At 71.1% G+C, this 22,812-nt stretch carries 22 protein-coding genes and 1 pseudogene; 9 read left to right on the forward strand and 14 right to left on the reverse strand.

Features of this window, described 5'->3' with window-relative positions; all coding sequences use genetic code 11:
• Window positions 1-76 precede the first annotated feature (76 nt).
• From ACMA1D_RS10835 to ACMA1D_RS10845, 3 genes are all read right to left on the reverse strand, one after another.
• Entirely contained in the window at window positions 77-259 is a 183-nt protein-coding gene (locus ACMA1D_RS10835) for a hypothetical protein (protein ID WP_414723672.1), read from the reverse strand.
• Complete coding sequence (locus ACMA1D_RS10840) at window positions 259-834, reverse strand: hypothetical protein (RefSeq protein WP_414723673.1); 576 nt, start codon at window positions 832-834, stop codon at window positions 259-261. Before ACMA1D_RS10840 ends, ACMA1D_RS10835 begins: the two co-directional genes overlap by 1 nt.
• Window positions 835-1,009: 175 nt before the next feature.
• Window positions 1,010-1,189, reverse strand: a complete 180-nt coding sequence (locus tag ACMA1D_RS10845) for a hypothetical protein (RefSeq protein WP_414723674.1) — start codon at window positions 1,187-1,189, stop codon at window positions 1,010-1,012.
• A gap of 179 nt (window positions 1,190-1,368) precedes the next feature.
• Here ACMA1D_RS10845 and ACMA1D_RS10850 point away from each other — a divergent pair, with 179 nt between their 5' ends.
• A complete protein-coding gene (locus ACMA1D_RS10850) occupies window positions 1,369-2,028 on the forward strand; it encodes an HNH endonuclease family protein (protein ID WP_414723675.1) in 660 nt (219 codons plus the stop codon).
• A gap of 17 nt (window positions 2,029-2,045) precedes the next feature.
• Here ACMA1D_RS10850 and ACMA1D_RS10855 read toward each other — a convergent pair whose 3' ends face one another.
• The 8 genes and pseudogenes from ACMA1D_RS10855 to ACMA1D_RS10890 all read right to left on the reverse strand — a co-directional run bounded on the left by ACMA1D_RS10855 (window position 2,046) and on the right by ACMA1D_RS10890 (window position 8,752).
• Complete coding sequence (locus ACMA1D_RS10855; protein ID WP_414723676.1) at window positions 2,046-3,020, reverse strand: hypothetical protein; 975 nt, start codon at window positions 3,018-3,020, stop codon at window positions 2,046-2,048.
• Complete coding sequence (locus ACMA1D_RS10860) at window positions 2,992-3,288, reverse strand: endonuclease VII domain-containing protein (RefSeq protein ID WP_414723677.1); 297 nt, start codon at window positions 3,286-3,288, stop codon at window positions 2,992-2,994. The genes ACMA1D_RS10855 and ACMA1D_RS10860 overlap by 29 nt, the downstream gene beginning before the upstream one ends.
• A gap of 152 nt (window positions 3,289-3,440) precedes the next feature.
• Window positions 3,441-3,707, reverse strand: a complete 267-nt coding sequence (locus ACMA1D_RS10865; RefSeq protein ID WP_414723678.1) for a hypothetical protein — start codon at window positions 3,705-3,707, stop codon at window positions 3,441-3,443.
• Between the two features lie 4 nt (window positions 3,708-3,711).
• Window positions 3,712-4,941: a DNA cytosine methyltransferase gene (locus ACMA1D_RS10870; protein ID WP_414723679.1), complete on the reverse strand. Its 1,230-nt coding sequence runs from the start codon at window positions 4,939-4,941 to the stop codon at window positions 3,712-3,714.
• Window positions 4,942-4,951: 10 nt separating this feature from the next.
• Entirely contained in the window at window positions 4,952-5,131 is a 180-nt protein-coding gene (locus tag ACMA1D_RS10875; RefSeq protein ID WP_414723680.1) for a hypothetical protein, read from the reverse strand.
• Between the two features lie 179 nt (window positions 5,132-5,310).
• Window positions 5,311-5,514, reverse strand: coding sequence for a hypothetical protein (locus tag ACMA1D_RS10880; RefSeq protein WP_414723681.1), 204 nt, complete (start codon window positions 5,512-5,514; stop codon window positions 5,311-5,313).
• 134 nt (window positions 5,515-5,648) lie between these two features.
• Window positions 5,649-6,614 (reverse strand): annotated as a pseudogene (locus ACMA1D_RS10885) (ABC transporter transmembrane domain-containing protein); the annotation flags it as partial.
• Window positions 6,611-8,752: an ABC transporter transmembrane domain-containing protein gene (locus tag ACMA1D_RS10890; protein ID WP_414723682.1), complete on the reverse strand. Its 2,142-nt coding sequence runs from the start codon at window positions 8,750-8,752 to the stop codon at window positions 6,611-6,613. The pseudogene ACMA1D_RS10885 and the gene ACMA1D_RS10890, both read right to left, overlap by 4 nt.
• A 158-nt stretch (window positions 8,753-8,910) precedes the next feature.
• Here ACMA1D_RS10890 and ACMA1D_RS10895 point away from each other — a divergent pair, with 158 nt between their 5' ends.
• A complete protein-coding gene (locus tag ACMA1D_RS10895; RefSeq protein ID WP_414723683.1) occupies window positions 8,911-9,633 on the forward strand; it encodes a L,D-transpeptidase family protein in 723 nt (240 codons plus the stop codon).
• Window positions 9,634-9,963: 330 nt separating this feature from the next.
• A complete protein-coding gene (locus tag ACMA1D_RS10900; protein WP_414723684.1) occupies window positions 9,964-10,449 on the forward strand; it encodes an RICIN domain-containing protein in 486 nt (161 codons plus the stop codon).
• Between the two features lie 564 nt (window positions 10,450-11,013).
• Here the strand turns inward: ACMA1D_RS10900 and ACMA1D_RS10905 are convergent.
• On the reverse strand, window positions 11,014-11,466 hold the full coding sequence (locus ACMA1D_RS10905; protein WP_414723685.1) for a MarR family winged helix-turn-helix transcriptional regulator: 453 nt from the start codon (window positions 11,464-11,466) through the stop codon (window positions 11,014-11,016).
• Between the two features lie 111 nt (window positions 11,467-11,577).
• Between ACMA1D_RS10905 and ACMA1D_RS10910 the strand changes: the two genes are divergently transcribed.
• Window positions 11,578-13,413, forward strand: coding sequence for an ABC transporter ATP-binding protein (locus tag ACMA1D_RS10910; RefSeq protein ID WP_414723686.1), 1,836 nt, complete (start codon window positions 11,578-11,580; stop codon window positions 13,411-13,413).
• 42 nt (window positions 13,414-13,455) lie between these two features.
• Here ACMA1D_RS10910 and ACMA1D_RS10915 read toward each other — a convergent pair whose 3' ends face one another.
• Both ACMA1D_RS10915 and ACMA1D_RS10920 read right to left on the reverse strand, forming a co-directional pair.
• A complete protein-coding gene (locus tag ACMA1D_RS10915; RefSeq protein WP_414723687.1) occupies window positions 13,456-14,433 on the reverse strand; it encodes an acetylxylan esterase in 978 nt (325 codons plus the stop codon).
• A 46-nt stretch (window positions 14,434-14,479) separates the two neighbouring features.
• Window positions 14,480-16,906: a hypothetical protein gene (locus ACMA1D_RS10920; protein ID WP_414723688.1), complete on the reverse strand. Its 2,427-nt coding sequence runs from the start codon at window positions 16,904-16,906 to the stop codon at window positions 14,480-14,482.
• Window positions 16,907-17,278: 372 nt separating this feature from the next.
• Between ACMA1D_RS10920 and ACMA1D_RS10925 the strand changes: the two genes are divergently transcribed.
• The 5 genes from ACMA1D_RS10925 to ACMA1D_RS10945 all read left to right on the forward strand — a co-directional run bounded on the left by ACMA1D_RS10925 (window position 17,279) and on the right by ACMA1D_RS10945 (window position 22,720).
• Entirely contained in the window at window positions 17,279-18,040 is a 762-nt protein-coding gene (locus ACMA1D_RS10925) for a DeoR/GlpR family DNA-binding transcription regulator (protein WP_414723689.1), read from the forward strand.
• A gap of 432 nt (window positions 18,041-18,472) precedes the next feature.
• Window positions 18,473-19,849 (forward strand): ABC transporter substrate-binding protein, encoded by a 1,377-nt coding sequence (locus ACMA1D_RS10930; RefSeq protein ID WP_414723690.1) that lies wholly within the window; start codon window positions 18,473-18,475, stop codon window positions 19,847-19,849.
• A complete protein-coding gene (locus ACMA1D_RS10935) occupies window positions 19,846-20,826 on the forward strand; it encodes a carbohydrate ABC transporter permease (protein ID WP_414723691.1) in 981 nt (326 codons plus the stop codon). Before ACMA1D_RS10930 ends, ACMA1D_RS10935 begins: the two co-directional genes overlap by 4 nt.
• Window positions 20,823-21,734: a carbohydrate ABC transporter permease gene (locus tag ACMA1D_RS10940; protein WP_414723692.1), complete on the forward strand. Its 912-nt coding sequence runs from the start codon at window positions 20,823-20,825 to the stop codon at window positions 21,732-21,734. Before ACMA1D_RS10935 ends, ACMA1D_RS10940 begins: the two co-directional genes overlap by 4 nt.
• Window positions 21,731-22,720, forward strand: a complete 990-nt coding sequence (locus tag ACMA1D_RS10945; protein WP_414723693.1) for a zinc-dependent alcohol dehydrogenase family protein — start codon at window positions 21,731-21,733, stop codon at window positions 22,718-22,720. The genes ACMA1D_RS10940 and ACMA1D_RS10945 overlap by 4 nt, the downstream gene beginning before the upstream one ends.
• The last annotated feature ends 92 nt before the right edge of the window (window positions 22,721-22,812 follow it).

A 22,812-nucleotide genomic window follows, 5' to 3' on the forward strand; every position in this document is an offset into this window, starting at 1 on the left:
TGCGCCCGGGGGCCCTTCCGCATGAGGCGTCCCTTGTCCCGGAGTCGGAGGACAAGGGACGCCCCGTACTCGGGCACTACCTGCTTTCGACGTTGAGCGTGAACGGCACCAGGACCACGGCGCGGGCCTCGGTCTTCTCTGCCAGTTCGCGCGTCTCCTGTTCGGCGATCGAAGCGGCTTCGTCCTCGGTCAGCCCGTCGATGATGAGGGCGAATGCGCCGTGGTCACCCGGAAGGTCGAGGACTTGAATCCGGGCCATCACTGCCCCTGGTAGCCGTAGGCGCGGGCGACGGTGAGGCCGGTGGCGCGGTCGGGCATCTGGGCGGGGTCGAGCCCTTGGGCGCGCAGGAAGTCCTGCAACGGGTCACCGGCAGCCGGCGCAGGGGCAGGGGCAGGGGCAGCGGCCGGGACCGTCGCCGGGGGTGGGGTAGGCGTAGCCGGCGGCGCGTAGCCTGCGCCAATAGGAGGGCCGGGCGGCTGCCCGGTCACAGACTCCCACGGGTCGGCGCCGCCCTGGCCGGGGGCCGGCGGCTGGTAGGTGGCGCTGTAGTTCTTCGGCGGCTTCCCCCGCCCACGTGCCGCCGCGTGATCGTCGCCGGTGTAGGTGAGGGCCAGCACCCCACCCGGTTCGACGGCCCGGGCGCCGGACGCCTTCACGGCGTCGCGTACGGCGTACGCCTTCTTGTACTCCAGATACAGGGCTCGTACCCCGTCGTCGTCCGGGTCGGCCGGGTCGCGTGCCTCGGTCTGGATGTTGACCTGCATGAGCATCTTCGGCCGGCCGTCGTTCCAGAACACGGGCTCGCCGGAGTCGAAGTCCCGTTTCTGGATCATCGTCGGGGCGGTGGTTACTGTGCCGGACCATGTGATGGGCGGGGCCCCATCGAAGCTGGCGGACTTCACGCCGCCGCTCATCAACCAGTCGTTCGCGTCTGGCGGGGGCGGAGAGGCGGGCGGGTAGGCGGAAGGATTCTGCGGGGGTGTGCTCACGGCGGGTTTCCCTTGCGGTTCAGATGTTGGCGGTGATGTGGACCAGGCACCAGGTGAGGCCGGCGCCGGCCGTGACGATCGCGAGGAGCAGGACAAGGAAGGTGAGGAATCCGGCGAACACCAACTGGGGGTAGGCCGTCTCGGTTGCCTTCAACTCGCCGGTCAGGGAACGCAGTTCGCGGTCAAGGTGTTCGGGCATGAGCCACCGGCTTTCCGTGTTTGTCGTACAGGAGGTTGAGGCACGTGGAGCGCCCCGGCGGTCTAACCAGGCGCGCGGGAGCAAACGAGCGCCCCACAACTGGGTGAAGATGGCCTTGAGGTCTGTCTCAAGGGGACGACCGTGGGCTATCTCAATGGGGTGTGCTGACATTCCGAACTGTGCTGGCCTGTGCGCTGGCTGCTGCTGCCGTGCCCCTGGCCTGCTTCTCATCCCCGGCTGTCGCCGAGACTGGGCAGACGACCACCACACCGCTTTCCGCTCTGATCGCCGCCCTCCCGGTTCACGAGGAAGGCAGCAGGGAGGGCTACTCCCGTGAGCAGTTCAAGCATTGGGTCGATGCCGATCGCGACGGCTGCAACACCCGCAATGAAGTCCTCTTGGCCGAAGCGACCCGGTCCCCGGAGGTGACCCGAAGGTGCACGATTACTGCCGGCACTGGCCAGTGGTGGTCTTGGTACGACGAAGTCACCCTCACCACGAAGGACGACGTCGATATCGACCACATGGTGCCCCTAGGTGAGGCATGGGACTCAGGGGCCGCGGGCTGGAGCGCAGCCGAGCGGCAGAGCTACGCGAACGACCTGGATGACGAGCGATCCCTCTTGGCCGTCCACGACAGCGCCAACCAGTCCAAGGCTGACCGCGATCCGGCCGAGTGGATGCCCCCGGCCACGTCAGCGACCTGCCGCTACATCTCCGACTGGGTCACGGTGAAGACCCGGTGGGGCCTGACCACCGACGCGGCCGAACTCGATGCCCTGAACCGCATCGCCGATGGCTGTGATGACCCCCTCGTCACTGTGACCCGAGCCCGCTAACCCGCCGGCCCGCCGCGTCAGACGTGCCCCCGGCACCCCCGTTCGCCGGTGGTGTCGCCGGGGGCGTGGAAGGGGCAGTACCGGCAGTCGTCGGCCGTGTCGAACTGCGTGACCATCTGGTTCGGGAAGCCATGTCCGGTCAGCGCCTGCGCCGCCGTCGCGATGCGGTCGACCCGGGCCAACGCGTCGCGGGGCACGGTGGGGTCGTACGGTTCCGTCCACACGTACAGGTCGTCCAGCGTGGCGCCGTAGCGGGGCCAGCCGATGATGGCGACGTGGTCCACCGTCTCGCCCATGAGGCGGGCCCCGTGGGCGTACACGTGGACCTGCGTTCGGTACACCGGCGGCGGGCCCTTCGTCCGCAGCCGGTTCAGAGACCACTGGCCCATGACCTTGTGGTCACCGAACAGACACAGCGTCCGGTCGAGAACGTCACCGGTGCCCCGGGGCACCAAGGCCGAGGGGAACGTAAGTGGCAGCTCTGTGGCGTAGCGGCCGGTGCCGGCGTCGGCCCACTGGAGCATGCGCGCCAGCCCTTCGTGCGTGCATGTGCCGAGGAACGCGGCCCACCCGTCGCCGCCTGGGTTGACCGGGGGCATGTCGAGCAGGGTCATGGCTAGCCGGCGGTCGCAGGGTGTGCCGATTTCGGAGGGGCCCAGGTGGGTCTGCGCCGATCGGTTGTCGGCCGCGCGCCGGTTGTCGTAGGCGTGGAACATTTCCTTCAACCGGCCGCAGATCTCTTGGCCCAGCGGGGTCATGGGCGCGATGTCGGTGCGCGGCCCCGGGGCCGGCAGGACTTGGTCGAAGAAGTCGTCCACGGCGTCGCGCGGCGGCTCGGCGGGGCGGCGGTCGACCGGTACTAGCGTGCCGGCAGCATCGCAGCGAGGCCCCCCGCCGTACTGGGCGTGGTCCCAGTACCGGCCTTCGGTGGTGATCGCGGTGGGTTTGCCGCAGATGGGGCAGTCAGCTTTGGGGCGGTGTGTTGCTGCCATGGGGGTCGCTTTCGGTGAGGGCCCGCGCGGGGGGCGCCACGAGGTAGGTGACAGCGCGCATGAAGAACCGGTAGTCGTCGCGGCCGTGGCCGAGCATCGAGTTGCAGGGCCGGCACAGCAGCCCGCGTACCTCGTCCGACCGGTGGTCGTGATCGACGCTCAGCCGCCGGGTCTTGCCGGTCGCGCGCTGGCAGATGAAGCACACGCCGCCTTGCAGGGTGTACAGCCGCTCGTAGGCGCCCGGCTCCAGGCCGTAGACGTTCTGCACCCGCCGGTCGTGCGCGGCTGCCCGGGCGGCTTGCTGGCGGGCCCGGTGGTGGGTGGCGCAGCGTGGGCCCGGATGTGGGGCGGGGCGCCGCCGCGCGGGCGGGAAGCCACCCCACTCGGCCGTGCAGTCCTTGCACGTCCGGTCGCCGGCCGTCACAGCGCGGCCCGGGTGTCGCAGCGGACTACGACTGGCGTGTCAGCCCGCGTCCGCCACACCTGCTGGCCGACGTCCGGGGCCCACACGTCGAGCCTCACCCACTGGGTGGGGTCGTCGGTGTCCTCGTATGGTTCCGGGACGGTGGTGACAACCCAAAACTCAACCTGCCCCCGGGCGTGGAAGATGTCGCCACGTTCGAGGGTGGCGATGTGGCAGGTGGCCCACTGTTCGCGGTCGAAGCCCGCAACGTGTTCGAGTTCCATGGGGTCAGCCGTTCATCGATTCGACGGCGCAGCCGACAAGGTCGCGCGCCATGTTCGGCGGCACCGCATTGCCGGCCATGCGGACCTGCTCGCGCTTCGTGCCCCGCCACACGTACGAGGTAGGGAAGTGCTGAGCCGCCGCGTACTCGCGCGGCCCCAGCATCCGGAACGAACAGTCTTCGACACGCGGCGCGGGCTCGGGGATCAGGGCCGCACGGTCGCGGGTCGTAACCGTCATCAACGGCTCCCGCGTATCGTGCGCTGTGCCCTTCGAGTAGTACGGCACGACCAGCCCGGGGCCGGGCGGAGGGACGAGAACACCCTCAGACTCGCGCGTCGTGCGGGTACGGAAGGGCTGCGCGGCCGGGTACGACGTGTCGTTCCAGGTGCCGCCGGCGGGCACCAGCAGGCTGGTGCGCCCGTAGCGTTCCAGGCCGGCGCGAATGCGCCCCATCGTCCGGTCGGCGAGGGGCCGGGGCCGGTCACCGATGCGGGTAGCAGGCAGCGACCAGTCGATGACTTCGGCGGCTGCCCGTGCGTGCGGTTCGCACACGGCCCGGCAGGTGCAGCACCGGTAGAAGTACTGAGCCCGGTACTTCCCGGCCTGCTGATCGGGGCGTTTCCACGCCTGGTAGGTGTCCACCCGCTTCTCGCAGCAGGGGCACCATGCCTTGGGTGCGGTCCATCGCGCGGTGTCCGGGCAACGGGTGCCCTTCGGGTGGGCGAGGCAGAACCAGCGGTCGCGCCACTGGGCGGCCGAGGCGCCGAGCTGGTTGGCGTGCGCGGCGTTCAGGAACGCTTCGTGCAGGCAGTAGCCGGTGTCTTGGAGAGCCAGCCGCCAGCCCCGGAAGCCGGCCCAGCGGCGGACTTCGCAGACGTTCTCGACCAGCACCATGCGGTACCGGTGGTGCTCGGTGAACCGTTGGACGTCCCACATCGTCGCGCGGGAGCGTTCGGCGGCGGGGTCGGTGGTGTCGGCCGTCTTGCCGCGCGCGCTGCTGTGCTGGGTGCACGACGGGGAGGCCCAGAGCATGTCTGTGCGGGGGTAGCGGCGGGGGTCGACCTGTGACAGGTCGGCGCAGTCGTGGTCCGCGTGGGGGTGGTTCTCGTTGTGGACGTCGACGGCCAGGCGCCAGTGGTTCGCGGCCATTCGTACGACGACGCCGGGTATCTGCGTGGCGCCGGTGGATGAGCCGCCACCGCCGCAGAACAGGTCGGTGAGTGTGTATGCCATGTGCGAGTCCTTAGTGCGGCGGGCTTTCCTCGGGAATGTCGGGAACGCGGATCGCGGGCCCGGACCAGCGCATTCGCCCGGTGGCGTCGGTGACGAACCATTCGGGTTCGTTGCGCGCGATGCGAATGGCGGCGGTGATGGTGTCGACTCGGGTGATGCCGGTCGGCGTGCACAGATAGAAGGTCTTCATGGCCTACTCCGGTCTGGCAGGGGGAATCCGGGAACACCAACGAGCACGGGCGGAGTCGTTTCGGCCCGTGCTCGAAGGAGATTCCGGATCACCCCCTAGGCCGATGCCGTGGTCACTTCACCTGCGAATTCGATGCGCTTCATGAGGTCGATTCCGTTCCGTCGCGAAAGGGGGCGGGGTCAGCAGTAGTAGCCGCCGGCGTAGCGGGGCGGGTTGGTGGCTGCTGCCTTGTCGATGTCGGCGGCGCTGAGGTGCCCTCGTTCGGTGGGCCGGCCGCAGCCTGGTGTGTGGTGCGGCTCGGCGTGCGCGTCGTAGTCGTCCCGGCCCTGGGTGTGGGGTACGGCGGGGATGGGGACTGGCGCGGCGTCTTCGACGGTGGTCATGGTGGCCTCACAAGGGGGATGAAAAAACCCCGAACCGTCTGGTTCGGGGGCGGCGTACGGCAGTCCTAGACGTGCTAGTAGTCAACGCTCCGTAGGCGTGTTAGCTTGGGAAAAACCGCAGGTCAGGACGTGATGTCGTACCAGCGCAGGATCAGGCCCACCGGATCGATGAGCATCTGGGCCAGCAGCGCGCCCGTGGTGAGCTGACCGACCGACATCCAACCCTGGAGGACGAAGCTGCCGCCGAGGAGCAGCACGGAGGTCAGGATCAGGATGTGGGAGGTGCCGAGGACCGGGAAGAGGACCGTGCGCAGCCACAGGGTGTACCGCTCCCAGCGGGTCCACTCCGCGATCCGCCGGTCCGAGAGCTGCACCCGACGGCTACCGAGCCGGTGGGCCTCGATGGTGCGGCCGGCGTCGACCATCTCGGCCAGCGTCGCGGCCACGGCGGCATAGCCGGCCGCCTCCGAGCGGTACGCGCTCGGTGCCCTGCGGAAGTACCAGCGGCAGCCGATCAGCAGCACCGGCAGGGCCAACAGCACCGCGGCGCCCAGCGGCGGCGCCGTCGCCGTGATCGCACCGAGCAGCAGCCCGGCCCACACCACGCCGATCGCCAGTTGCGGGACCGCCTCGCGCATCGCATTGGCCAACCGGTCGATGTCGGTGGTGATGCGCGAGAGCAGATCGCCGGTGCCCGCACGTTCCAGCACGCCCGGCGGCAGGCCGACCGAGCGGACCAGGAAGTCCTCGCGCAGGTCGGCCAGGATACGTTCGCCCAGCATGGCGCCGCGCAGCCGCACCTGGTGCACGAAGACCGACTGTACGGCCAGGGCCAGCGCAAACAGTGTGACGATGCGCCACATCGGGGCGTGCTCGCGGTCGGCCGACAGGTCTTCCACCAGGCCGCCCAGCAGGTACGGCCCCACCATCGACGCCAACACGGCACCGATGTTGACCGCGATGAGCGTGCCGAAGGCCCGGCGGTGACGGCTCAACAGCTCACGGACGTAGCTGCGCACCGTCGGTGCCGAGCCGACCGGCAGTGTCGTCGTGGCCTCGGGCGCGGCCGGATCGTACTCCGGCGGTGCTACGCCGATCATGCGCTGTCCTCCAGGGCGCTGGTCTTGGTGGCGGAGCCGGTCGCGCCGACCGCCGCGAGCTCGTCGTCGGTCTCGCGCGTCACCACGGCGCGGTACGCGGGGGTGCTGCGCAGCAGTTCACGGTGGGTGCCGACGGCCACCACGTCGCCGTCGGGGATGAAGACGACCCGGTCGGCCCGGTCGAGGAGCAGTGGGCTCGATGCGAAGACGACGGTGGTGCGCCCGGCGCGCAGCCCGCGCAGGCCGTCGGCGATGCGGGCCTCGGTGTGCGAGTCGACCGCGGACGTCGGTTCGTCGAGTACGAGCACGTCGGGGTCGGTCACCAGGGACCTGGCCAGCGCCAGCCGTTGTCGCTGTCCGCCCGAGAGCGAACGGCCGCGTTCGGTGATCGTCGCTCGGGTCGGGTCGCCCGAGCCGTCGTCGGCGGCCTGCGCCAGGGCGGTCAGTACGTCGCCGCACTGGGCGGCTGCCAGCGCCTGGTCGACCGAGACCGCGCCGGAGGCCGGTACGTCGAGCAATTCGCCGAGCGTCCCGGACAGCAACACCGGGTCCTTGTCCTGGACGAGCACGGTGGCGCGGGCGGTGAACAGCGGCAGGGAGTCCAGGGCGACGCCCCCGAGCAGGACAGACGCGGGCTCGGACGCTGCGGTGGCGGTCGGCTCGGACGGTGCGGCAGAGGGGCTGGACGGCGTGGTCGAAGGGTTAGCCGGTGGGGCAGTGGGATTCGACGGTGCGGCACCCGCCTCCTGTTGGCCCGCCGTCCGCGCATCGGACGAGACCGCGCCGGCCGTTCCCGCGGTTGAGGGAACGGCCTTCGCCGCTGCCGGCTCCGGCGCCAGCGACCGCGCCGGATCGTCGGCGTCCCGGGCGCCGCCCACCTCGCGCGCCCCCGGCGGCTCCGGCGCGTCGGTGTCTGCGGGGGCTGCCGGCGCATGGCCGCCGAGGCGGTCAGCCAGCCGGCCGGCCGCGTCCGGATCGCCGCACACCACCAGCGTCAGTTGCCCGGCCGGCGCGAGCAGACCGGTGACCGGGTCGTACAGGTCGCCTCCGGCAGCCGCGCGGCTTCTCGCGGCTCCACTCGGCTCCTCGGCCCGGCCCGTAACAACGTCCGCCGCGACAGAGTCAGCCGCCGGCTCCTGCGTCGTGCGGTGCTGGGAGAGGACCCGGGCGGCGCGTTCGGCGGAGGGCCGGGAGAAGGAGTACGCCATGGCGATCTCCTCGAACCGGCGCAGGGGCGAGAGCAGGAAGGTCACCGCACCGTAGACGGTCACCAGTTCACCGACGCTGATCCGGCCGTCCTGGGCCAGGCCGACCCCGTACCAGACCACGGTGATCAGCAACAGCCCGGGCAGCGCGACCTGTACGGCCGCGATCAGGGCCCACATCCTGGCGCTGCGCACGGCGGCGGCCCGTACCTCCTGCGAGGCGGCCCGGTAGCGTTCAAGGAACAGCTCTTCGCCGCCGATGCCGCGCAACACCCGCAGGCCAGCCACCGTGTCGGCGGCCAGTTCCGTGGCGCGACCCGCCTTCTCCCGCTGGACGTCGGCCCGCCGGGTGGCGCGCGGCAACAGCGGCAGCACGCCCAGGACGAGGACGGGGACACCGACCGCCACGACGAGGCCGAGGGCCGGCTGGTAGACGATGAGGGCGACGCACACGGCGACGGTGGCCACCAGGGCGGCCACGAAACGTGAGACGGCCTCCACGAACCAGCCGATCTTCTCCACGTCCCCCGTGGAGACCGCGACCACCTCGCCCGCGGCGACGCGGCGGGTCAGCGCCGAACCGAGGTCGGCCGCCTTGCGGGCCAGGAGCTGTTGCAGCCGTGCGGCGGCGGTGATCCAGTTGGTGACGGCCACCCGGTGGAGCATGGTGTCGCCGACCGTGGCCAGGGCGCCGAGCACCAGCATGAGCCCGCCCGCGAGCAGCAGCCGCCCGCCGGACCGGTCGACCACGGCCTGGACGCCGAAGCCCAAGGCCAACGGCAGGCAGGCCAGCGCCCCCAGATGCAGCATGCCCCACAAGGCGGCCATGACCTGGCGACCCCACTGCTGCTTGCCCAGCCAGTACAGCAGGCGGATGCCGGAGCGTGCGTCGGGTTGGCCGGGATCGGCGTACGGAAGGTCGCGAAGTTGCATGGCATCCCGGACTCTGAGGAGGGGGGTGAGGGAGATCAACAAGATTTGCCGGTCGGGCGGGGCGGCTTCAACTGGTTTTCCGACCGACCGTCTCGTTCCGGCCGTCCGGCCCGTTCGGGCGCGGCGCAGCGAGCCGGGGCGGTGCGACCATGGGCGACATGCGGATGTCGGATATACGGCACGGGGCGGTGGCCATCGCATTGGCGATCGCCGTGGTGGCCGGTTGCGGGGGCGGCGATGACGACGAGCACACCCGGGAGGGGGCCCGGCGGACCCCCGACGGGAGGGCCTCGACGCGGTCGGACGGCATCCCCAAGGTGGGGGACCGACTGTCGGCACAGATACCCGCGAAGACACGGCAGGTGGTCGCCGTGTACGGCAGGGGCGAGCACTCGGCCGATGCGAAGGTCGTGCTGTACACGAAGGACGGCGACGGGTGGCACCGCGACCGTTCCTGGCGGGCGCACAACGGCAGAAAGGGGTGGACGACCCGGCACCGCGAGAACGACAAGCGCAGCCCGGTCGGCGTCTTCACGCTCAGCGACGCGGGCGGCGTACTGCCCGCACCGGACTCCCGGTTGCCCTACCACCACACGGCGTCCTTCGCCGCCCCGCACTACTGGCCCAAGACCCACTGGCACGACTTCGACCACGTCATCGCCATCGACTACAACCGTCTGAAGGGCACCTCCCCCCTGGAGCCCACCCGGCCCCAGGGAACCCGCAAGGGCGGCAGCATCTGGCTCCACCTCGACCACGGCAGCGGCACGTCGGGCTGCGTGGGTCTCCCCAAGTCCGGCATGGTCTACCTGCTCAAGACGCTCGACCCGGCTCTCCACCCGGTTGTCGTGATGGGGGACAAGCGGCAGCTTGCTGCTTGAGATGATGGTGGGTGGTGGTGGGGCGGGGAGTGGCTGTGGGGGTGGGGCTGGGGTGGATTGTGGGGCGCGGGCCGTTGTGCGGTTCGGCCCAGGTTCTGCCGCCTTCGCCGCGGAGGACGTCGGTCGTGGATGGGACCTTGATCTTTCTTTGGGTACAGCGATGTGAGTGGGGAGTTTGTTGAATTAGGGGGCGGTGGGATCGGCGGGGTGCCCATTCAGCGCTGATGTGCAACAACTGTGCGCGCATTGCCAATGGCGGTTTGCAGCGCGCTCGGGAGACTGCTGATGCGCATCGAATGGTGTGCACACCGAAGTGGAGGATGATCGAGTATGAGGCGTTTGATAACGGGCCTCGTTGCTGCTGGAGCTCTCGTAGCTTCAGGGGTGCTGCCGGCCGTGGCCGCTGATAGTGGCACGACGAGTGCACCAAACAGGTGCGAGCAGAAGAACACGTACCGGAACGTCGAGACGGGGTACTACCTCGACGTGAAGGGGGCCGGTGGCAGCGGGGCCGACGTCATCACCTGGCGGTGGAATGGGAAGCCCAATCAGTACTGGTGTATGGAACGGGCGTCGGAAGGCGGATGGTACTTCCACCCCTCGTACAACCTGGGTCTTTGTATGGACTCACCTGCGGGTGGTGATGGTGCGCCCGTCATCTGGAACTGCAAGGGGAATGAGAACCAGCGGTTCAACGTGGGCGGAGAGCGAATTCAACTCCGCCGTTCTGGAAAGTACGTGATCGGAACCAAGGGGGAGGGCGGACAGGTCCGGATGGGGGCGCAGACCTCCAACTCCCTGGATTCTTGGCGATAAGCGCCGGCGGTCTTTGATCGCATGCCTGACCTGGTTGGGGCAGCCGGGTCAGGCTCCCCTTTTTGTGAGGGCGTCGGAGTGACTGGAGTCGAATTGGTGTGCGTGAGGGGTGCGAGCGCCTGCGTGGCTGGTGGCTGAGTTTTGGGCGAGGGAGTTTGTCTCGTTGATTAACTTCGGTGCGGTTGCAGTGGGGGCAGCAGCCTTCGTTCGGGGCCCAGCCGATGCCGGTCACTCGAAGCGGACGTCTCTGACGGGTATGGGCGGCACCGCGAGGGGGGTACGGCGCTGACCGCAACTGCCCACCAGCCCATCCGCAATGCGGGGCTAACCCAGGCGGGCGGGGCAGGGGTGCCAGGGGCGATGAGGTCGGCCCGTTTGCAGATCACCCACGCGTGCCGTAGCGGGCAGTGGGTGCGTTCCACGCACCTTGGATACAGGGCGCGTCCAGACAGCTAGCGGGAGGCGCCGGGGCCCGCGCCCCGGTGAAGCCATAGCGGCGAGCTTCTCACGCCGCGGGGCCGCCAGTCGGTGGACGCGCGTGACGATGCCGTACGCGGTGGTGCGTCACTCGTCCCCGGGGGCTGGGCGGGGGCAGTTGGTGAGGGTGTCGAGGAGGGCGCCGAGTTGGGCGCGCTCCTGCTCGGTCAGTGGTTCCAAAATGTCCTCGGCCGCGGAACGGCGGGCCCGGCGCAGGGCGCGCAGCGTCGCCCGACCCGTGTCCGTCAACTCGATGCGTATGACGCGCCGGTTGGTCGGATCGGGCACGCGGCGCACCACGTCCCTCGCCTCCAGGGCGTCCACCAGCGTGGTCACGGCCCGGGGCACCACCTCAAGCTGCGCGGCGAGGTCCGCCATCCGCGGGGGCCGCGTGTCGTACTGGGCCAACGCGCGCAGCAGTCGGGCCTGGGCCGGTGTGATGCCCAACGGCTCCAGATGGCGCTTCTGGGCGCGGTGCAGCCTGCGGGTCAGGCGCAGCAACTGCTCAGCGAGATGACCTGAGGCGTCGGAGGCTGGCATGGCACGAGACTACAGGACTTTATTCATTGTGAGTCTAGGTAACAGTGAGCTATGCTCGGGGAAACGTGCGAACACCGGTTCGCATGACCTCACGCTTCGCAGAAGGAGTCCATGCGCGATCACGAGCCACGGTGGGAGCCTCCCCCCGCCGACCGAGACGAGCCCGCACAGGTGCGGCGCATCCTCCGCCTCTTCCGGCCCTATCGAGGCCGCCTCGCCCTCGTCGGGGCGCTGGTCGCCGCGTCCTCGCTGGTGACGGTGGCCTCACCGTTCATGCTGCGCGAGGTGCTCGACACTGCCATCCCCGAAGGGCGGACGGGCCTGCTCACCCTGTTGGTGTGCGGCATGATCATCGCCGCGGTCGTCAACAGCATCTTCGGGGTCCTCCAGACGCTGATCTCCACGACCGTCGGCCAACGGGTGATGCACGACCTGCGCACCGCGGTCTACGACCGGTTGCAGCGCATGCCGCTGGCGTTCTTCACCCGCACCCGTACGGGCGAGGTCCAGTCGCGCATCGCCAATGACATCGGTGGCATGCAGGCCACCGTGACCTCCACGGCCACCTCCCTGGTGTCCAACCTCACCAGTGTGTTGGCGAGCATCGTGGCCATGCTCGCCCTCGACTGGCGACTGACCGCGGTGTCCCTCTGCCTCCTTCCGGTCTTCGTCTGGATCAGCAGACGCGTCGGCCGGGAGCGCAAGCGGATCGCCTCCCTGCGCCAGAAACAAATGGCGGCCATGGCCGCGCAGGTCACCGAATCGCTGTCGGTCAGCGGTATCCTGCTCGGCCGCACCATGGGCCGGGCCGACTCGCTCACCGCCGACTTCACCCGCGAGTCCGAGCGGCTGGTCGACCTGGAAGTGCGCTCCAACATGGCCGGCCGCTGGCGGATGGCCACGATCGGCATCGTCATGGCCGCCATGCCCGCGGTCATCTACTGGGCGGCCGGGATAGCACAGCAGAGCGGCGGCCCGAGCGTGTCCATCGGCACCCTCGTCGCCTTCGTCACCCTCCAGCAGGGCCTGTTCCGCCCGACGGTCAGCCTGCTCTCCACCGGCGTCCAGATGCAGACCTCGCTCGCCCTGTTCCACCGCATCTTCGAATACCTCGACCTGCCCGTGGACATCGCCGAGCCCGAGCGTCCGGTCCACCTGCCGCGGGTGCGCGGCGACGTCCGCTTCGACCGGGTGAGCTTCCACTACGACGCCGACGCGGGCGAGCCCACCCTGCGCGACATCGACCTCACCGTCCCGGCCGGCGGCAGCCTGGCCGTGGTCGGCCCCACCGGATCGGGCAAGAGCACCCTCAGCTATCTGGTGCCCAGGCTGTACGACGTGACCGGCGGCCGGGTGCTCATCGACGGCGTGGACGTACGGGACCTCAGCTTCGACGCGCTCGCCCGGGCGGTGGGCGTCGTCTCGCAGGAGACGTACCTCTTCCACGCCTCGGTCGCCGACAACCTACGGTTCGCCAAGCCCGACGCGACCGACGCGGAGATGCGGGCGGCGGCCGAAGCGGCCCAGATCCACGCACACATAGCCGCCCTGCCCGACGGCTACGACACGCTGGTGGGGGAGCGGGGCTACCGGTTCTCGGGAGGTGAGAAACAGCGGCTGGCCATCGCGCGCACCATCCTGCGCGACCCGCCCGTGCTCATCCTCGACGAGGCGACCAGCGCCCTGGACACCCGCACCGAACAAGCCGTGCAGCAGGCCATTGACGCCCTCGCGGCCAACCGCACCACCATCACCATCGCGCACCGCCTGTCCACCGTGCGCAGCGCCGACCAGATCGTGGTCCTGGACCGCGGCGAGATCGTCGAGCGCGGCACCCACGAAGAACTCATGCTGCGCCAGGGGCGGTACGCAGGTCTCGTCCAGGGAGAGACCGAAACCGAGCACGGGACCAGGCAGGCCGCGACGGAGGCGATAGCGGGCGGCTGACGCGGACGGGTGGGGTGATCAGCCCTGCCGGGGGGAGTGGGGTCAGGCCCACAGCTTCTGGAGGAAGCGCACCTGCTCCGTCTGCTGGTGCAGGCCACCGCCCTCGTGACCGTTGAACTGCCACACCAGGAGCTCCTTGGCGCCCGCGTAGTGGTGGTGGGCGGCGAAGCCGGTGGAGGGCGGAGTGATGGCGTCCCGCAACGCCGTCGAGAAGAGCGCGGGGACCGTGCTGCGCGAGGCGAAGTTGAGCCCGTCGAAGTGGTCGAGCGTGTGCAGCACCTGGTCGACGCGGTCGCGCTGGCCGGCGCAGTAGCGGGCGATCTCGGCGTACGGCTCGGCGTCCGTGATCTCGATGGCGCGTCGGATGTCGGTGAGGAAGGGCACGTCGATCAGGGCCCCCGCGACGCCGGGCGCGAGCGCCGCAGCGGCCAGCGCCAGTACCCCGCCCTGGCTGCGCCCGCCGACCACGATGCGGTCGGGGTCGACGAGCGGATGGCTGCGGGCGGCGTCCACGGCGCGTACGGCGTCGGTGTACAGCCGGCGGTAGTAGTAGTCGTCCGGGGAGAGGATGCCCTTGGTCACCATTCCCGGCACCGCCGGCCCCTCGGCCCCCACCGGGTCGGCGGTGTCGCCGGGCCGGCCCGGACCGGACTGGCCGCGGGTGTCCATCACCAACGTCGCATGGCCGGCCGCCGGCCACAGCAGCCAGTCGTGGGGAAGGGTGCGCCCGCCCCCGTAACCGATGTACTGCACCACGCACGGCAGCGGCCCCCCGCCGTCGGTCGCCGCCGCCCGCGGAGCGAGCAGCCAGCCCCGGATGCGGTGCCCGCCGAAGCCGGAGAAGGCCACGTCATAGGTGTGCAGCAGGCTCAGACCGGCGTCGTACGCGGTGAACTCGGCGTCCAGCGGGTGATTCCCGGCCTCGGCGAGAGTGCGCTGCCAGAAGGCGTCGAAGCCCGGCGGTTCGGGCAGCGACGGCCGGTAGCTGCGGAGCTCGTGGAGGGGCAGGTCGGTGAACACGGTGCGGACCTCCGGGTACGAACGTCGGCGTGGCAACTGCCGCGCGCTAACTGGCGCGCGCGGCGCGCAGGCCCTCCAGTCTGGCCTCAATGGCGCGCAGTGCACCAGGTCGCCGCCCGGGCACACGGGTACGGAGCGTCATCAACTCGGTGGCCAACGAGCGCGCCCGCACCGGGTCGTCCACCTGTTGCCACTGGTGGTGCGCCCGGTCCACGGCGCCCTCGACGTCGGGCTGGTCCGCGGGTTGGCCGGCGCCCAGTCGGGTGGTCGCGGCTGCCATCCACAGCTCGCAGGCGCGCGCCGGGTCGCCGGCCAGTCGGGCGAGGTCGGCGCGGACTTCGAGCCAGTGCAGTGCCTGCGGCGAGTTCGGCCCGGCCGAACGGAACGCATCCTGCTCCCAGGCCGCCGCCATGGCCGCGGCCTCGCTGTGCCGACCGGCGTGGGCGGCCTCCAGTATCGCGCCGTGCGGGTCGTGCGCCGCCTCGACAGCCGTGCCGGCCTGGCCGGGGGTGTGGGCCGGTGGCGGCCCGGGGGCGTACGTCGGCCGGTGTGGGACGTCCACCGCGGAGCCCGTGCCCCGCGTGGTCGCCGCGGTGACGCCGGCCCGGGGCGCTGCTCCGGGCGTGCCACCGCCGGTCGGGGCGGTGGCCGGGGCGTCGGTGGTGAGCGCGACCGTGGGGCGGGCGACGGGACCGGCGGGGCGGGCGGCAGGCGTGGCGGGGGCCGGCGAGTCGGTGCCAGCGGCGGGCCGTGCGGCGGTGTCGTCAGCCGGCGTGGCCGGGGGCACCGCGGACGGCTTCGCCGCCGAAGCCCCGGCCACCAGGTCGGCAGCGGACGGCGGTGCGAGGTCCGCCGCCGGAGCAGCGCCGGCGGGTGTGGTGGGCGCCGGCGCTGCCGGTGAAGCCCCGGCCGTAGCGGCGGTCGGTGTGGTGCCCGGTGCGGGCACGGGCTTGGCGGGCGGAACGGGAGCCGCGCCCGCGGCCGGCAGCGGATCGAGCGGTGTGCCGATGCCCTGCTCCATGGCGTACGCCCGGGCGCCTCGCCCTGCCTCGGGCTGGGTGTCGGGCGCCGGCGGGACCCCGGCACCCGGCGCCGGCGCCGGAGCGGGCGCCGCGGCAGCGGACGGGCCGGGGTCGGCCGGCCCAGGACCACCGACCCCACCTGGAGCGAGCGGCGGCCACTCCGCGGCGGCCGGTGCCGCGGCGCCGGGATCGGGTTGCGCGCCGGGAACGGGGGTGGGCGCCGCCTCGGGTACGCCGGAGTCGGGCGCTGTACCGGGGCCAGGCGCCGCGTCAGAAACAAGCCCCGCCCCAGGGGCACGGGGAGCAGCCACCGTCCCCGGAACAGGCCCCACCTCAGGGCCATCAGGGTCGGGCGCCGCGCCGGGAGCGGCACCCGCACCAGGACCGGGCGCCGCGCCGGGAACGGGAGTGGCCCCGGAGCCGTCGGAACCGGGCGCCACGCCAGGAACGGAATCGGGCGCCGCCTCCGGGACGCCGGGAACGGGCGCCGCGCCGGGGGCGGGAGCCGCGCTGGGAACAGGCCCCGCCTCGGGCGCACCAGGAGCAGCCACCGCGCCGGGAACAGGCCCCGCCCCCGGGGCACCAGGAGCAGCCACCGCACCAGGAACGGGCCCCGCCGCCGGGACACCAGGAAGGGGCACCGCACTAGGAAGGGGAGCAAGGCCCGCCCCAGGCCCCGGCAGGCCGAAATCGGGCACCGCCCCGGGAACGGGCCCCGCTCCGAAGCCAGCCGGTAGATCGGCCACCGCGCCGGCCATCCCGGCCCCACCCCCGCCGGCGTTGTGCGCAGTGGCGCCGTGGGGAGCCAGCAGGAGGGCCGGCCCCTGGCCGAAACCGGTCTGATCCACCACGTGCTGGTGCAACTGGGGCAGCGGCGGGCGGGTGTTGACCGAACGGAGGGTGCCGGCCAGAGCGCGCGTGTAGTGCGGCGTACTGAGTTGCCGCCGCCGCGGTGGCGGACTGACGCACCCGTACAGATCGAGCCCGGCGGCCAGGAGTTCGACGGTCACCTTGGGCCAGGCGGACTCGTCCGCCACCACGTCGGCGACGACCGTGGTGCTACCGGCCGGGCGCTGTCCCAACTCCGAGGACAGCCAGTGCCAGGGCAGCGCCGTGTAGCGGGCCGTCTTCGGCGTCGTCCTGGCCAGGGCCAGGTGCGGCAGGTGTTGCTTGGCGTCCAGGGTGACCTGGCCGACCAGGTAGACGAGCACCGCCCCGGGGTGCGCGGCTGCCGTCCGTAGATGTGCCAGCACGGTCTGCGGGTCGTCGGGGTCGACCAACTGCACGACCTGGGCGCCGCCCGCCGTACCCAGCAACACTGTGGGTGCAACGGCCGCCAGCGGCGGCAGCGCGGCGGCTGCGTCCATCGCCCGTTGCTTGCCGGTCGGGCCTGCCGCAATGAGCAGGGCGTATCCCGACTCGTCCGCCGCCCCTGCCCCGTTGTTTGCCATGGCAGCACCGTATCCGCTCAAGGCGCCATCTCGGGCTCGCCGGCCACGTGCGAACAAAACCCGCAACACCGTCGACTCGGGCGGAGTGCCCGCCTCCCCTTCCGGTGGCCGGGTGGAAACACGCCCTCCCCGTCGGGTGATCGGGCAGAAAGCGGTCACAATAATGCCCGTAAACGGGGCACGCACCCTGCTGACCGGCCCGGTCATCTCCCTGCTGGCCTGCATGTTTGCACATCGTTAACCGGGCATATTCGGTCACCAGATGCCCGGCGTCTGGCCTGGTCACATCCCCGTACCCCTTGTAGAAATCTGATCAGGAGCTGCCCGAACGGGCAGACGAGGGCAGCGCAGCATGGGGGATGGGGAGTCGTTGTGGATGCAGAGGAACGCCGGCGCACCATCCTCGAACTCGCCCGCCACACCGGCTCCGTGGTGGTGACGGAGCTCGCGGAGAAGCTCGGGGTATCGAAGGAGACCGTACGGCGTGACCTGCACGCGATGGAGAACCGCGGCCTGCTGCGGCGCACGCACGGCGGCGCGTACCCGGTGGAGAGCGCGGGTTACGAGACCACGCTCGCCTTCCGCACCACCATGCACGTCGCCGAGAAGTCCCGGATCGCCGCAGCCGCCGGCGAACTCGTCGGCGACGCGGAGACCATCTACATCGACGAAGGCTTCACCCCCCAGCTCATCGCCCAAGCGCTGCCCAGAGAACGGCCGTTGACCGTCATCACCTCCTCGCTCGCCACTGCGAGCGGGCTCGCGGTCAGCGACCGGATCACCGTCCTCCTGGTGGGCGGGCGGGTCCGCGGCGGCACGCTGGCCTCGGTCGGCCACTGGGCGACCCACATGCTCCAGGGCTTCGTCATCGACCTGGCGTTCATCGGCGCCAACGGAATCTCCAGGCAGTACGGTCTGACCACCCCGGACCCGGCCGTCAGCGAGGTCAAGGCCCAGGTGATGCGGGTCGCCAGGCGCCGCATCTTCGCCGGCGTGCACACCAAGTTCGGCGCCGTGAGCTTCTGCCGATTCGCCGAGGCCCACGAGTTCGAAGTCATCATCACCGACACCGGGCTGCCACTGGCCGAGGCCCACCGCTACGCCCTGCTCGGGCCGCAGGTGCTGCGCGTGTGACCGGCACAGCGCCGCGGCCGGCCCAAGTGGCGGCAGCAGCCCCGCCGGCCGGCGCCCCCTCCTACGATGCTCCGCCACCCCCTCGGGCCGCCCCGGCGCCCCCGAAAGACAGCGCCGTGCCCGTCGCGGTCAGCGGCGCCGACAGGAACGCCTCACGACCCACCCACGACGCATGAGCGCGACTCACCGACAGTGCAGAGGCGCGACGTGCCCAGTAGCCCCACCAGCCCCCCACCCCAGCAGCCCCACCCGGCCGCCCGACCTCCCGCCGCGCCACCTCGTCCCACCGGTCGCGGTGGCACCGCCGTGCGGTGACCGCGCATGCCCGTATCCACCCGCCGCCCGTACGGTCACCCGTCGCTGGGGCGGGTTGCGGGCCGGGCGGCCGGCGCGCCCACCACGACTCGACAGACCGATCGACGGGGAGGACCCATGTCCATCCAGAGCCGGCGCGGCGTCCGCGCGCTGGTCGCCGCCGCCTCGGCGGGGGTGCTCATCGCAGCGTGCGCCGGGTGCGAGGGGTACGTCGGCGCAGGCGGCTCCTCGCTCTTCGGCGGCGACGCCATCAACGTGCTGATGGTCAACAACCCGCAGATGACGGAGTTACAGAAGCTGACCAAACGGCACTTCACCCGGGCTACGGGCATCAAGGTCAATTTCACCGTCCTGCCGGAAAACGATGTCCGGGACAAGATCAGCCAGGACTTCTCCAACCAAGCGGGACAGTACGACGTCGCCACCATCAGCAATTTCGAAGTGCCCTTCTTCTCCCGCCACGGCTGGTTACGCGACCTGGGGCCCTACCTCGCCGATGACCCCGCCTTCGACCAGCAGGACGTCCTGGCCCCGGTACGGCAGTCGCTGACCGCCGACGACGGCAAGGTCTATGCCGAACCCTTCTACGGCGAGTCCTCCTTCCTGATGTACCGCAAGGACGTCTTCGCCGAGCGCGGCCTCACCATGCCGGCCAACCCGACCTGGCAGCAGGTGGCCGACCTCGCCGCCGACCTCGACGGCGCCCGCCCCGGCATGAAGGGCATCTGCCTGCGCGGCATGCCCGGTTGGGGCGAGTTGACCGCACCGCTGACCACCGTGGTGAACACCTTCGGCGGCACCTGGTTCGACAAGGGCTGGCAGGCCCGGCTGACCGCGCCGGAGTTCGTCAACGCCACCGAGTTCTACGTCGACCTGGTGCGCAAGCACGGCCAGAGCGGCGCCGCACAGTCCGGATACGCCGAGTGCCTGCTCAACATGGTGTTGGGCAAGGCCGCCATGTGGTACGACGCCACCGCGGCGGCCGGCAGCCTGGAGGGCCCCGAATCCCGGGTCAAGGGAAAGATCGGCTACGTCAAGGCGCCGGTGAACAAGACGACCGACTCCGGCTGGCTCTACACCTGGGCCTGGGGCATGCAGAAGGCGTCCAAGAAGTCCGACGACGCCTGGCGCTTCATCTCCTGGGCCTCAAGCAAGGAGTACGAGGAGTTGGTGGGCCGGGAGAGCGGCTGGGCCAACGTGCCGGCGGGGAAACGGGCCTCCACCTACGCCCGCCCCGAATACCGGGCCGCCGCCCGGGCGTTCGCCGACATCACGCACCGCTCCATCGCCGCCACCAAGCCGCGCGACCCCGGCGTGCAGCCGCGGCCCGCGGCCGGCATCCAGTTCGTCGGCATCCCCGAGTTCACCGACCTCGGCACCAAGGTCTCCCAGGAGATCAGCTCCGCCATCGCCGGGCGCCAGTCCGTACGCACGGCCCTGCGTGCCTCCCAGCGACTGGCCGAGCAGGTCGGTGAGGAGTACCAGGACCGATGAGCGCACCCACCACCGGGCAGCCCACCGCCGGCGCCCCGAAGCCGCCCGCGACCTCGGCCGCCCGCACGCACCAGCCACCGGGCCGACTCAAGGCGTGGGCCACCCGCGCCCCCCTGCTGCCCGCCCTGGTCTTCCTCATCGCCGTCACCCAACTCCCCTTCGTCGCCACCCTGGTGATCTCGCTCTTCGACTGGAACTCCCTGGAGCCCGACGAGCGCCGCTTCACCGGACTGAGCAACTACCGGCACGCCGCCGAGGACGCCGCGCTCCGCGAGTCGGTCCTCACCACCGCCCTGCTGACGGCCACCGTCGTCCTGGTCACCGTCGTCCTCGGGCTGCTGCTCGCCCTGCTGCTCGACCGCAAGTTCCGGGGCCGCGGCATCGTCCGCACCCTGCTCATCGCGCCCTTCCTGATCGTCCCGGTCGCCGCCGCCCTGCTGTGGAAGCACGTCCTGTACAACCCCAACTACGGCCTACTCAACGGCGCTTTGACGTGGGTGTGCGCGCGCTTCGGCGACGACAGTCCGCCCCAGCCCGACTGGGTCTCCGAAATGCCGCTGCTGGCCGTCGAAGTGTCCCTGGTGTGGCAGTGGACCCCGTTCATGATGCTGATCCTGCTGGCCGGGTTGCAGAGCCGGCCGACGGACATGATCGAGGCCGCCCGGATCGACGGCGCGGGCAACTGGCAGATCTTCCGCTACCTCACCCTGCCGCACCTGCGGCGCTACCTCGAACTCGGCGTGCTGCTGGGCTCGGTGTACATCGTGCAGAACTTCGACGCCGTGTTCACCATCACCTCGGGCGGCCTGGACACGGCCAACCTGCCGTACACCATCTACCAGACCTTCTACCAGGCCCATGAGTACGGCCAGGCGTCCGCCGCCGGCGTGCTCGTCGTCATCGGCTCGATCATCATCGCCACCTTCGCACTCCGGGTGGTCTCGTCCCTGTTCACCGAGGAGGCGTCCCGCTCATGACCGCCACCGCCGACGCCCCCACGGCACCGCCACCCACCCGGCCCGTACCCCGGCGCCGCACACCGGCCGGGCCGCGGCGCACGGCACGCCGCCGCGGCGCGGCCCTCGGCCTGCTCGCCTGGCTGGCCGGCCTCGTCTTCTTCCTGCCGGTGGCCTGGATGGCGCTGACCTCCCTGCACTCGGAGAAGGACGCGGCCACCAACCCACCCGCCCTGGGCGCCTCGCTGACCTGGGACGGCTACCGCGCCTTCTTCGGGGCCGACGACGGCGCCAGCCCCTGGCCCTCGCTCATCAACTCGCTGACCGCCAGCGTCGTCTCCACCCTGCTGGTCCTGGTACTCGCGCTGCCCGCCGCGTACGCCCTGTCCCTGCGCCCGGTGCGCAAGTGGACCGACGTGCTGTTCTTCTTCCTCTCCACCAAGATGCTGCCGGTGGTCGCCGGGCTGCTGCCCATCTACCTGTTCGCCAAGAACGTCGGGATGCTCGACAACATCTGGCTGCTGGTCATCCTCTACACCTCGATGAACCTGCCGATCGCGGTGTGGATGATGCAGTCCTTCCTGGCCGACGTCCCGGTGGCGATCATCGAGGCCGCCCAGCTCGACGGGGCCCCGCTGCGCACCATCCTGGCCCGGGTGGTCGCCCCCGTCGCCGGGCCCGGCATCGCCGCCACCTCGCTGATCTGCTTCATCTTCAGTTGGAACGAGATGCTCTTCGCCCGCGTACTGACCGGCGTCCGCGCGCAGACCGCGCCGGTCTTCCTCACCAGCTTCATCACCAGCCAGGGCCAGTTCCTGGCCAAGGTCTGCGCAGCGTCCGTCGTGATCTCCCTCCCGGTGCTCGCCGCCGGGTTCGCCGCCCAGGACAAGCTCGTCCAGGGCCTGTCGCTAGGAGCAGTGAAACAATGAGGACCGCACTCATCGAGGCCGTCGGCAAGGTCACCGTGGCGACCGTCCCCGACCCTACGCCGGGGCCGCGTGAGGTCGTCGTGGATGTCGCAGCCTGTGGTCTGTGCGGCACGGACCTGCACATCCTGGAGGGCGAGTTCGCGCCCACCCTGCCGATCGTGCCAGGGCACGAGTTCGCCGGCGAGGTGGTCGGGCTCGGCAGCGAGGTCACCGAACTCGCGCTCGGCGACCGGGTGGCCGTCGACCCGTCCCTGCACTGTCACGAGTGCCGCTACTGCCGGATCGGCCGCGGCAACCTGTGCGACAACTGGAACGCGATCGGCGTCTCCGTGGCGGGCGGCGCCGCCGAGTACGCCCTGGCGCCGGTCGGCAACTGCGTCAAGCTCCCCGACCACGTGGGCCTCCAGGACGCCGCCCTCATCGAGCCGCTGTCCTGCGCCGTACGCGGCTACGACGTGCTGAAGAGCAACCTGGGCGCAGAGGTCCTCATCTACGGCAGCGGCACCATGGGCCTGATGATGCTGGAGTTGGCCAAGCGGACCGGGGCGGTCAGCGTCGACGTGCTCGACCTCAACCCGGACCGGCTCGCCACCGCCCGCGCCCTGGGCTGTTCGCGCTCGGCGGCTGCGGCCGATGAGTTGGAGCAGCCGCGCGGCTGGGACGTGGTCATCGACGCCACCGGACACGCGGGGGCCATCCAGGACGGTCTCCAGCGGGTCGCCAAGGCAGGGACGTTCCTCCAGTTCGGCGTGGCCGACTACGCGACCAGGGCAACGATCGAGCCGTACCGCATCTACAACCAGGAGATCACCATCACCGGCTCGATGGCGGTCCTGCACAGCTACGAGCGGGCCGCAGCCCTCTTCGCGTCCGGCGTGCTCGACCCGTCCGTCTTCATCAGCGACCGGCTGCCGCTGGAGCAGTACCCGCAGGCCCTGGAGCAGTTCCGGGCCGGCATCGGGCGCAAGATCGTGGTGGTGCCGTAGCCGGGCCGTGCACGGTGGGCCGGTCGCTCGCGGCGTGCGCGTACGCGCACGCGGACGCCCCGGCCCACCCTGCGTCCTCGCCCGGCCCACCT

This window comes from Streptomyces sp. 796.1 (genome assembly GCF_047525675.1).
Classification (GTDB): Bacteria; Actinomycetota; Actinomycetes; order Streptomycetales; family Streptomycetaceae; genus Streptomyces.